Below are 12076 nucleotides of genomic sequence, written 5' to 3' on the forward strand. Positions count from 1 at the left end.
GTTATTACAACAGAATTCACATTATAACAAATATCTACATTTAACGCAGAATTCTTATTCTTGTTTTGTGTATAAACAAAAAACGTCCCAATAAAAATCGGGACGCTCCTATGATTTATTAAATGCTATTAAGCTTCTGCTACTTCATGAGTTAAAGCTTCATCAACTAAAATACGGCCACAATGCTCGCAAACAATGATTTTTTTACGCTGACGAATATCTAACTGGCGTTGAGGCGGAATCTGATTGAAACATCCTGAGCATGAATCGCGATCAATAGTTACTACAGCTAAGCCGTTTACCGCATTTTTGCGTAAACGTTTGTAGGCCACTAATAAGCGCTCTTCAATTTGAGGTTCTGCTTTATCGGCTTTCTTTTGTAAATCCTGCTCTTCTTTTTCAGTTTCAGCAGTAATTACATCAAGTTCGCTTTTCTTAACTTCTAAATCTTTCTTTCTGCCTTCCAAATCAGCTAAAGCTGCTTCGTAAATTTCAGTTTTAGAAGTGATCTCGAAACCATGCTCTTTGATTTTTTTCTCAGAAACCTGGATATCTAAACCTTGAATCTCAATTTCTTTAGTTAAAGCATCGTATTCACGGTTGTTTTTAACTTCTTTTAATTGAGTGTCATATCTTTTGATAGCCGCTTGTGCGTCTTTAATTGTATTTTTACGGGTTACGATGGCATCCTCTAAATCATCAAGTTCGCCTTTGATTTTTGAAATTCTGGTTTCTAATCCTAAAACATCATCCTCTAAGTCGGCAACTTCCATTGGTAATTCGCCTCTTACCTGGCGGATTTTATCAATTTTTGTGTGGATATTTTGTAATTCGTATAAAGCTTTTAGCTTTTGTTCTACGGTTTGTTCCATTAAAACAAGTAATTTATGGGGTTTGTATTTTGCTCCGTTAAACGGATTGCAAAGTTAGTAAATTTTTTTTGAATAATTTCAACCAATAAATTTGAGGTAAATTGTTCAGTTTCAAAGTGTCCGATGTCGGCAATGATGATTTTTTCTTCCGCATCAAAAAACTCATGATATTTAAAATCTGCCGTGATAAAAGCATCAGCTCCGGCGGCAATGGCATCCTTTAAAAGAAAACTCCCAGAGCCTCCGCAAACGGCTACTTTTTTTATTCTTTTATTAATCACTTCTGTATGCCTTACCACTTTAGCCTGCATCCTATCTTTTATTAAATGCAGGAAATCGTAGCCATCCATATCGTATTCCAGCCAGCCAACCATTCCTGAACCTACCAATTGGTGTTTATTTTCCAATTTATAAATATCATAGGCCACCTCTTCATAAGGATGATTCTCGAATAATGCGACCAGAATTTTTCTTTCGGCCTGTGTAGGATAAACCATTTCAATCCGTACTTCCGGTTCTCTGTGGCGAATACCTTTTTCGCCTACAAAAGGATCGGCATCTTCATTTCCTTTAAAAGTTCCAATACCATCAGCGTTGAAACTGCATTCGCTATAATTCCCAATATTGCCAGCTCCTGCGTAAAACAAAGCTGAACGTAATTGCTCTGCCTGTGCCTGAGGGCAATAAGTAACCAATTTTTTTAACAATCCTGTTTTCGGTAACAGTACTTTTGTTCCTGTTAAGCCAAGGCGTTCGCAAATCCTGGCATTTACGCCGGTATGAATGCTATCTAAATTGGTATGAATGGCGTACAGGGCAATATTGTTTTTTATGGCTTTAAGCACTACACGCTCCACATAATTTTTACCATTCAGTTTTTTTAGCCCTTTAAAAACAATTGGGTGATGGGTAATGATGAGATTGCAGCCTGTTGAAATTGCCTCGTCAACAATTTTTTCTACGCAATCTAAAGCCACCAAAGCGGCTCTGATTTCCATATTCGGATCGCCAACAATTAAACCTGAATTATCATAATCTTCCTGGTAATTGAGCGGGGCAATGCTTTCTAAATAGTTGGTTATTTCAGCTAATTTCATTTTATAAAGATATATAATTTGCGGTTTTGGTTTAAAAGGAAAGTAATATTAAAACCACCCCGAACCCCTCCTTGAAAATAAGGAGGGAAGTTGGACACTGAAAAATTGTTGATTGGAATTAAATTTAAAGCTCTTTGGTTATAAGCATTAGCACTAATTTTAACAACCAAATAAACCTCCTCACTCGCTAATCCCCTCCTTTTTTAGGAGGGGTAGGGGTGGTAAAACTCAACCAGGCACCACAATTATTGAACCTTAAACCCGATAGAAATGAAAAGCCCGCAAACCCGATTTAAGCATGTTATATATGATTTTATAGATATGCTTGCTTGTTTGCACTGGTTTCATCGGGTGCGGACTTGTAATGTATAGCGGGGCGAACATTAAGAAAAGCTTCTGTCTTTGCTTTTCAAAAATTTAATATTAAAACTTAAGAAGTCTTCTCTTGCTTGTGGCGTTTAAACTTCGTAAGCTACTTTAATTCTTATTAAAATCCGCCACCCATTCTTACCATTTGTAAGCTTTCGAAAACCATCTTCTGGTTGTATTCAAAAGCAAGGCTTTTGTGATTAATCACGTCTACAATTGTACCGATCATACACAAGCCACCAGTGAAAAAGTACAAAATACCCATTCCAATTTGTCCGATTACGAATCTGTGGATGCCTGCGAAACCTAAAAATCCTATTAAGGCCAGCAATAAAATTTCTGATGGTTGTTTTCTTCTGCTACCGTAAATCATTAAGAAATTACGTAATTGTTGCTCATTTAAGCCTGTGGTTGCTTGTTGTAAATAGGCGTATTCTTCTGGCGTTATACCTGGTAACGACATTAAAGGCGATTGAAATATATCCATGGTTTCTATGTATTTGTTGTTAAAATTTTAAATGTTTTATTATTTTTTATCAATGTATAAATTCTGTAAAGTATAATTAAAAGAGCCGGAAACCCGAACCAGTGTTCGGAAAAACTTTCGGTAAATTCGCCATGAAATATATGGCTGATTGACCTGCCAATCCCACATCCCGGACACCAGCCTTCGTAGCCTAAATTTGCCAACGGGCAAAGTGTGAAGTGATGTTCGTGACCATTTGCTGTTGCCAGCAACACTAAACCAATCACCCAGAATGCAAGCTCTATCGGAAAGTTTTTAATGTTCTTCATCTTTCAATTTTATACATTTTAGAGGAAATGAGAAAAGCTTTGTTACAGGAATATATGTTTATTCGACAAACGGTAAATATAAAACGACGAATTAGGATTTGCACACTAAGAAACTATGCACAAACTTAAAAAACCTTTAACAAAATTGCGGGTTAATATTAAAGAATAAGCTTATTTTTGTGCCTTGAACATTCGCGATTTAATAAACAGATATAAAACCGACGATAGGGTAACTCAATTTACCAAAGCGTTGAACGCCTCTAAAAACCCTAAGATCCAATTAAAGGGATTAGTGGGTTCTGCCGATGCCATTGTTGCTCTTTCCTCCTATTTTTTACTGCATAAACCTTTGCTCTTCGTACTTCCGGATAGGGAAGAGGCAGCGTATTTTCAATCTGATCTGGAAAGCGTTCTGGATAAACAAGTCTTGTTATTTCCATCTTCTTACCGAAAATCCTTCGATTTTACGCAGGTTGATACTGCAAATGTATTGGCTCGCGCCGAAGTTTTAAACGAACTGAATCACGATTCGGAATATGGAAAGATTGTGGTTTCTTACCCTGAAGCTATTGCCGAAAAGGTAATTGATCGTTCTGCTTTAGAGAAAAACACTCTAGAAATCAGTCTTGGTGCTAGACTGGGGATAGATTTCATTAATGAGTTTTTAATTGATTATGATTTCGACAGGCGTGATTTTGTTTATGAACCTGGTCAGTTTTCAATTCGTGGTGGTATTGTCGATATTTTTTCATTCTCTTCCGATTTGCCTTATCGCATTGAGTTTTTTGGCGATGAAGTAGAGAGTATCCGTAGCTTTGAAATTGAAAGCCAGCTTTCGGTAGCCGATGTTAAATCGCTTACCATTGTGCCAAACGTTCAGGCTAAGTTTTTAACCGAAAGCAACATCAGCATTCTCGATTATATTGATCAGGATACGCAACTTTGGTTTAAGGATGTCGAATTTACTTTGGATATTGTTAAAGCAGGTTATAAAAAAGCCGTTGAGCTTTGGAAAGCTTTGCCTGCGGCAGATAAAACTCAAAATCCCGAATGGATCGATCCTAAATTTGCCTTCAGTGATGAAAAACTATTAGGCGATCATTTACACGATTTCCCTTTAGTGGAATTTGGCAAACAGTTTTTTTATAAAACCAGCGATCGCTTTGAATTTGAAACCAAACCGCAGCCATCATTCAACAAAGATTTCAATCTCCTCATTCATAACTTAAAGGAAAATGAAAAAGAGGGAATTGTAAACTTCATTTTTACCGATTCTCCCAAACAGATTGAACGTTTATATGCCATTTTGGAGGATATTGATAAAACGGCAAAGTTTACGCCCATAAACAGCATGTTGCGTGAAGGTTTTGTTGATCCGCAAATTCAAACTGCCTTTTATACTGATCATCAAATTTTTGATCGCTACTATAAATACAAGCTTAAAAAAGGTTATCAGAAAAGCCAGGCGATTACGCTCAAAGATCTTCGTGAGCTTAAATCAGGCGATTATGTAACCCATATTGACCATGGAATTGGAAAATATGCCGGTTTAGAAAAAGTTGAGGTTAACGGCAAAACGCAGGAAATGATCCGCCTGATTTATGCAGACAATGATTTGCTTTATGTAAACATTAACTCGCTCAATCGTATTGCAAAATATAGCGGCAAGGAAAGCGGCGTACCCAAAATGAATAAATTGGGTACCGACGCCTGGGATAAACTCAAAAAAACCACTAAAAAAAAAGTTAAAGACATTGCCCGTGACCTGATCAAACTGTATGCTTTACGCAAAACTCAGGCTGGAACCGCTTTTTCTCCCGATGGTTATTTGCAAACTGAACTGGAAGCGTCTTTTATTTACGAGGATACACCAGATCAGTTAAAGGCTACTCAAGATGTGAAAAAGGATATGGAATCTCCACACCCGATGGATCGTTTGGTTTGTGGCGATGTGGGTTTTGGAAAAACAGAAATTGCCGTTCGTGCGGCATTTAAAGCCGTTGCAGAGGGCAAACAAGCTGCAGTTTTGGTTCCGACAACCATTTTAGCCTTACAGCATTTTAAAACGTTCTCTTCGCGGTTGAAAGATTTTCCCGTTACGGTTGATTATATCAATCGTTTCAAAACCAGTAAGCAAATCAAAGATACTTTGGCTGAGGCTGCAGCCGGAAAGGTTGATATCTTAATCGGCACGCACCGTTTGCTAAGTAAAGATGTGAAGTTTAAGGATCTGGGAATCATGATTATTGATGAGGAACAAAAGTTTGGTGTTACCGCAAAAGAACGGTTAAAAGCAGTTCGTGTAAATGTAGATACCTTAACTTTAACTGCCACACCAATTCCAAGAACTTTGCATTTCTCATTAATGGGAGCGCGGGATTTATCCATCATCAGTACCCCACCGCCAAACCGACAACCGGTAAGCACTGAATTGCATGTTTTTAACGATAAGTTGATTCAGGAGGCCGTTCAGTTTGAATTAGATCGTGGCGGGCAGGTTTTCTTTATTCATAACCGGGTAAATGATTTAATGCAGTTAGGCGGATTAATTCAAAAATTAGTTCCAAAAGCCAGAATTGGCATTGCACATGGCCAGCTGGATGGCGATGCGCTGGAAGATGTGATGCTCGATTTTATTAATGGCGAAAAAGATGTTTTAGTAGCCACGACAATTATTGAAGCAGGCCTGGATATACCAAATGCCAATACCATCATCATTAACCATGCACACATGTTTGGTTTAAGTGATTTGCATCAAATGCGTGGCCGTGTAGGCAGAAGCAATAAAAAAGCATTCTGTTATTTGTTATCGCCGCCACTTTCTACTTTAACTTCTGAAGCCCGGAAACGTTTAAGCGCCATTGAAGAGTTTTCTGATTTGGGCAGTGGCTTCAATGTGGCCATGCGGGATTTAGATATCCGCGGTAGCGGAAATTTATTAGGTGCCGAGCAAAGTGGTTTCATTGCCGAAATCGGCTTTGAAATGTACCATAAGATTTTGGACGAAGCCATTCAGGAACTGAAAGAGGCTGAATTTAAAGGTTTGTTCGAAAATGAACCTGAACGCCCTTTTGTGGGTTTTACGCAGGTTGATACCGATTTGGAGCTATACATTCCGGATGCCTATATTACCAACATTACAGAACGCTACAACTTATATACCGAGCTTTCTAAATTAGATAATGAAACTGATTTAGCCATTTTTGAAAAACATTTAGCTGATCGGTTTGGCCCCGTGCCGCCACAGGTAAAAACCATGTTGAGTGTGGTTCGTTTGCAGTGGTTTGGGAAAAAACTCGGTTTTGAGAAAATTAGTTTCAAGAAAAACAGCCTACGGGGCTATTTTTTAAGCGATAAACAATCGAAATATTTCGATTCAAATACCTTTACCAAGATTTTAACTTTTGCCCAAAACCATCCGCGAATGTGTAATTTGAAAGAGGTTAAGAATACTTTGCGCATCGCTTTTGATAATGTAAATACCGTTGAAGAGGCTATTCAAACACTCGAATTAATTGATTAAAACGTTAATTCAGTCAGTTGATTGACTCAATTAATGTTAATTCAGTCAATCAACTGACTCAATTAACATTTTTTATTATATTTGACTTATGCAAAGTCAGATTTCAAGATATTTAAAATCAACGATCCTGAATAAAATAGGAAAGAATAAAGTAATTCTACTCTTTGGAACGAGGAGGGTTGGAAAAACCTGGCTTATTGAACAGATTACAGCTGAAGCAAACATCGAACATCTTTTATTAAATGGAGAAGACCAGGATGTTCAAATCTTGCTGACCACAAGAACTGTAGCAAACTACAGTCGAATTTTAGGCAATGCCAAATTATTAGTGATTGATGAGGCGCAGGTAATCCCTGAAATCGGGAAAATTTTAAAACTGCTTATTGACAGCTTTAAAGACTTAACTATTATAGCAAGCGGCTCATCCGCTTTTGATCTTTCCAACCAAACAGGAGAACCTTTAACAGGGAGAAGTTTAACTTACTATTTATATCCAATTGCTCAGATGGAACTGGCGCAATATGAAAATGGCTTACAGACTTTGCAAAATCTCGAGGAGAGGTTAATTTTTGGCGCTTATCCTGAAATATTTCAATTGGAAACCCTTACAGAGAAGTCGCAGTATTTAACAGAGCTGGTAAAATCATATTTACTTAAAGATATTTTGATGTATGAAACCATTCAGAATAGCAATAAATTATTAGAGTTACTAAAACTTATTGCCTTTCAGGTTGGTTCAGAAGTTTCTATAGATGAGATTTCGCGTTCGCTGGGAATTAGCAAAAACACGGTAGATCGTTACCTCGATTTACTTTCAAAAGTATTTATCATTTATAAAGTTGGTGGTTACAGCAATAATTTGCGTAAAGAAGTAACCAAATCTTCTAAATGGTATTTTTATGATAACGGAATTCGTAATGCTATTATCAATGATTTTAGGTTATTAGCACTACGTAATGATCAGGGAATTTTGTGGGAAAATTATGGTTTCAGCGAGCGTATCAAAAAAATGTCGTATCAGCAACAGGGTGTTCAACATTATTTCTGGCGTACCTATGATCAGCAGGAACTTGACATGATAGAAGCCAAAAATGGAGAGATCTTAGCTGTCGATTTTAAATGGGGAAACCAAAAAAAGAAAATTCCAGGCTTTTTTGCTAAAAACTATCCTGATGTACCATTTTCTATAATTAACAAAGAAAATTATTTAGATTTTATACTTTAATGTTTGACCCAACCTTATTGCTCGATTTAGTGAAAATGCAAATGCCTTATGGAAAATATAAAGGTTATTTAATTTGCAATATACCGGAAAGTTATTTGCTTTGGTATAAAGACAAAGGCTTCCCGAAAGGAAAACTGGGCGATTTAATGGCAACAATGTTTGAGATTAGGGTTAATGGATTGGAGTATTTATTAACGCCATTGAAGAACCAGAATCGATAGTAAGTATAATTTTAGCAACTAAGGTTTGTCATTCTGAAAACCTGCGAAGCAAGCATGAATACAATTGAAAATAACGTTATTAATGAATGATCTTCTGAAGATGAATTTAACTTAGGTTCTTAAAGAATATCCCGCAGATTTAAGAAAATTATGCAGACTTTATTTTATCTGCGTGATCAGCGGCATCTGCGGGAAACACCAGAAGCATCTCAACGTCATTTTACAAAAACAATTCAGCGGTAAACCGGGTAAAATACTGCCAGGTCAGGGATTTACTTCGTAGCTGCTTCCGCGGTCTTCACTGCGTTCAGAAAGGACAGAGTAAGATTGATACAAACTTATATCTCGCAACCATTTTCATCACAAATGGCATCGTCATTTTTATTTAGTGAAGCAAGTGTGGTTTTCGGTTGAGCTTCCTTCCATTCTTTAAAACTTTGCGTTAACGCATCTTCGAAAGCCTGAACAGGTTGAGCACCAGAAACGCCATACTTTCTGTCGAGCACAAAATAAGGAACTCCACGAATCCCTAAATTTTGACTCTCGTAAATATCATAACGAACGGCCTCGGCTAACTGGTCACTTTCTAAAACTTCCTTCGCCTCGGTTTTGTTTAAGCCAATTTCTTCAGCAAGATCAATTAAAACATCATTCTCCCCAATATTTTTGCTTTTAATAAAATAGGCTTCGAATAATTTTTCTTCGGCCAAATCCTGCAGATTATATTTTGCAGCCAAATGGATTAATCGGTGTGCATTAAATGTATTTGCAGGAATATTAGTATCAAAATCGATTTTTAAACCAGCATTTGCGGCCATATCAACTACCTGTTTAGTCATTTGTTTGGCCTGCTCAATTGGCATTCCTTTGCTTCGGGAAAGGTATTCGTAAATCGTTTCGTTGTTTGTATTATGGTAATCAGGATTGAGCTGATAGCTTTTCCATATTACCTCAATTTCATTTTTAAAGGGCAGTTTTTCTATTGCCTGTTCAAAATGGCGTTTACCAATATAGCAAAACGGACACATCACGTCCGACCAGATTTCTACTTTCATAAAGGTAAAATTAGATTCTTCTTCCTTAACGATGGTAAATTGAAAGTAAAAAGGCCACTATCTTATAGGATAGCGGCTCTCTATTTTCCTGCGGTTGATTACTTATACAATTGATTGAATATCAGTTTAAAAGTTCCATGAGTTTGTGCCCTGAAAGCAATTTCTGGTCCGAAAGCGAGTAATTTACCTTTACCAACATTTGCCTCAAAAGCTGTTACGCCATCCTGAAGATAAGCCTGGCCCCAAGCCCAACCGCTACGCAGCGGCGTTGCCGATTCAAACCACATTAAAGGCTTAATTTTACCAGTAGCAATAGCATCTCCTGTTAATTTAAAAACGGGGCTGTTATCAAAGTAAACATCAGCCTCTTTTTCCATTCCCCATGTTGATGGTTGTTTAGTATCTACTCCAACATTAAGCACACTTCCCGGCACATAATATTTTTCTGCGGGCAATCTTTTTTCTTCGCCGTTTATAATTTCCATCATCGCATTGCGAACAGGTAAATTCAAATGATAAGCTAAACTTGTACTGCTACCTATGGTTACAATGTTTCCGCCGGTTTCTAAGAATTTTTTCAATTGAGGAATCGATTTTTCTACTGTAATTCTACCCAAACGATTTCTATATTCTTCCGGAATTTCTTCTGGTTTTGGCCCAACGGCTCTTGAACCGAAACCGCCTCCCTGTACGGCAGGAATAGCACCACCAACAAAAATGATTACATCATATTTAGATTTTAAATTACCTGCATCAATATCCTGAGGATAAATAACCATAGCATTATAGTGATACTTTTCCATCATAAAGCGTAACCATCCAGATGCCATTGATCCACCATAATTATCCCACAATGCAATTCTAGCGGCCGAGATTTTAGTTTTATCTTTTGGAGCAGGTGCAGATTTTATCTTGACGTTGGCTTTTTCAAGGATTGATTTTCCCGCCGATGAAACATAGAAATCACCATTTTCTGTTGAGCGATACACATCAACTTTATTTTTTAACAGATCGTTTACCGCGGTGTAAGAATCATTTTGAGCCGCGCTTAAAACATAACCCGACCCCGAAGGGATTCTATTTTCCGGGTTTAACAATTGTCCGTAAGGATTTTTTTCAAACGGACCGTTAAAATCATCTTGAATCCGGTCAAATTTTACATCCATTAAATAAGCTAAAGTCCAACCTGCTGCATCATATGGAGGAATAGGAGCGCCGCCTTCATATTTAAAATCATTCGGGTGATCTTGTGGCTCAAACATATCCAAAACATGCGGACGGAAAGCCTGATCCGTTTTAACAATATAACTTCCAGCCGGATATTTCTTACCAGCAACCGTAAATGGGGCTGTTGCTTTTTGAACAACAATCCCTGTTCTGATCAGCGCATTTAAGAATTTAATGGCAGAGTTAAAATCAGCTTGATCAGCAGACAAAATGTAACCCCGAGGGTCTCTGTTTGCCGGCGCTTTCATTACGGTATCGAAATATTTTATGCTCATGGATCTTCTTGCCCCAAATTCAAAATCGCTGCTTTCTGCACTACCCGAGCCTCCTTTTTTCGCGGCATTATTTATTGCCTCAATTTTTTTGGGAGAAAAAGACCAGGTATCCTTTTTACCTCTTTCAATTGAATTTTTACCCATTTGATAAATGTTGTACAACAATTCATCGTGGTAACGCTGTGCATAGTTTAGCACGGCATAATTTAAAGAAACGGAATAATCAATCGAGTTTTTAAAGTACCATTTACGGGGTGTAACCGGATTTGGAGAATCACTGTTCGGTAATAACCGCGATGGAACCAATGGAATTTCTGATGGTGTAGGACTTCCCACAATTTCGGTAAGCAAGCCAATCATATTATGAAAATAAGTGGTTGTTCTCAATCCACCATTATACCAGGTCGAGAAAACAGAGCCTCCACGTTGCGTATATCCCGGTTTATTTTCAACATTCATCCTGGTATGCATCGCTGCACCAACAGCGTCTAAGCTGGTTAAAAGCGTCGGGTCAAAAACATAATTAAAAGGATCGCGGTAAGGCGGGCCTGCAACCACTGTTCCGGCAGGGCCGGCCTGGTGGTGGTTGTACATAATTTGGGGAATCCACTCTACAAAAAGCTGGCGACCTATATTTTGTGTTTCCTTTAAGTTTAACATAAAGAAATCGCGGTTATTATCATGCCCCGCATATTTTTCATACAACTTTGGCAAACCAGATAAAGTTCTCTTTTTGGGATCTTTCTCTCTCATGTACCAATTACTAACCAACTCCTGTCCATCAGGATTAGCGTGGGTAAATAAAATGATCACATTGTCCAAAATTTTCATGGTTTCCGGATCTGTTTTCGAAGCAAATTCATAAGCGGTTTGAATCAGTTGATGCGCACCAACGGTTTCTGTTGCATGTAAGCCACCATCAATCCAAACAATCGCTTTTCCTTCTTGCGACAGTGCTTTTGCTTGTTCTTGAGTAATTTCAGCATGAGCCAATTGCTGTGAAATTTCTTTGTACCGATCTAACTTTTGAAGATTTTCCGGAGAAGAAACAATTAACATATACTGGCTTCTTCCTTCTTCTGTTTGGCCGATATCTACCAGTTTAACACGCTTTGACGTTTCCGCTAGCTTTTTAAAATAGGCTTCAGTTTGAGTGTAGGTGGCAAGTTGATAATCATCACCAATGGTAAAACCAAAATGCGATTTTGGCGAAGGTATTTCTTGTGCAAAAACACTGCTGCTTACTATTAAAAAAGCTAAACATAGCTTCTTAAAGTGTCTTTTAATCATAGTTTAGGGTTGTTTGTTGGAGAATCAAATATAATGTAGAAATATATCCAAATTTAGGTTGCTGTAAATTTGTTACATGACATTTTGTGGCATAAAAGAGCTCAATTCGTTATAGTTTAATCAAAAT

Annotated in this window: 9 protein-coding genes; 3 read left to right on the plus strand and 6 right to left on the minus strand. The window is 37.6% G+C overall.

What is annotated here, in order from left to right; all coding sequences use genetic code 11:
• Nucleotides 1-128 precede the first annotated feature (128 nt).
• From DU508_RS06125 to DU508_RS06140, 4 genes are all read right to left on the minus strand, one after another.
• Complete coding sequence (locus DU508_RS06125; protein WP_115401963.1) at nucleotides 129-872, minus strand: zinc ribbon domain-containing protein; 744 nt, start codon at nucleotides 870-872, stop codon at nucleotides 129-131.
• A complete protein-coding gene (locus DU508_RS06130; protein ID WP_115401964.1) occupies nucleotides 872-1969 on the minus strand; it encodes a Nif3-like dinuclear metal center hexameric protein in 1098 nt (365 codons plus the stop codon). Before DU508_RS06130 ends, DU508_RS06125 begins: the two co-directional genes overlap by 1 nt.
• A 487-nt stretch (nucleotides 1970-2456) precedes the next feature.
• The gene (locus DU508_RS06135) at nucleotides 2457-2825 is read right to left on the minus strand and encodes a TM2 domain-containing protein (RefSeq protein WP_115401965.1); all 369 of its coding nucleotides are present in this window, start codon (nucleotides 2823-2825) and stop codon (nucleotides 2457-2459) included.
• A gap of 5 nt (nucleotides 2826-2830) precedes the next feature.
• Nucleotides 2831-3133 (minus strand): DUF2752 domain-containing protein, encoded by a 303-nt coding sequence (locus DU508_RS06140; protein ID WP_115401966.1) that lies wholly within the window; start codon nucleotides 3131-3133, stop codon nucleotides 2831-2833.
• A gap of 184 nt (nucleotides 3134-3317) precedes the next feature.
• Between DU508_RS06140 and mfd the strand changes: the two genes are divergently transcribed.
• The 3 genes from mfd to DU508_RS06155 all read left to right on the plus strand — a co-directional run bounded on the left by mfd (nucleotide 3318) and on the right by DU508_RS06155 (nucleotide 8102).
• On the plus strand, nucleotides 3318-6656 hold the full coding sequence (gene mfd / locus DU508_RS06145; protein ID WP_115401967.1) for a transcription-repair coupling factor: 3339 nt from the start codon (nucleotides 3318-3320) through the stop codon (nucleotides 6654-6656).
• 88 nt (nucleotides 6657-6744) lie between these two features.
• Nucleotides 6745-7881 (plus strand): ATP-binding protein, encoded by a 1137-nt coding sequence (locus tag DU508_RS06150; protein ID WP_115401968.1) that lies wholly within the window; start codon nucleotides 6745-6747, stop codon nucleotides 7879-7881.
• Entirely contained in the window at nucleotides 7881-8102 is a 222-nt protein-coding gene (locus DU508_RS06155) for a DUF3820 family protein (protein ID WP_115401969.1), read from the plus strand. Before DU508_RS06150 ends, DU508_RS06155 begins: the two co-directional genes overlap by 1 nt.
• A gap of 338 nt (nucleotides 8103-8440) precedes the next feature.
• Here the strand turns inward: DU508_RS06155 and DU508_RS06160 are convergent, their stop codons facing one another.
• The gene (locus DU508_RS06160) at nucleotides 8441-9157 is read right to left on the minus strand and encodes a DsbA family oxidoreductase (RefSeq protein ID WP_115401970.1); all 717 of its coding nucleotides are present in this window, start codon (nucleotides 9155-9157) and stop codon (nucleotides 8441-8443) included.
• A 98-nt stretch (nucleotides 9158-9255) separates the two neighbouring features.
• Nucleotides 9256-11949 carry a M14 family metallopeptidase gene (locus tag DU508_RS06165; RefSeq protein WP_115401971.1) on the minus strand — a complete coding sequence of 898 codons (2694 nt, stop codon included), beginning with the start codon at nucleotides 11947-11949 and terminating at the stop codon, nucleotides 9256-9258.
• Nucleotides 11950-12076 lie beyond the last annotated feature (127 nt).

Origin of the sequence: Pedobacter chinensis (assembly GCF_003339865.1) — a bacterium.
Classification (GTDB): Bacteria; Bacteroidota; Bacteroidia; order Sphingobacteriales; family Sphingobacteriaceae; genus Pedobacter; species Pedobacter chinensis.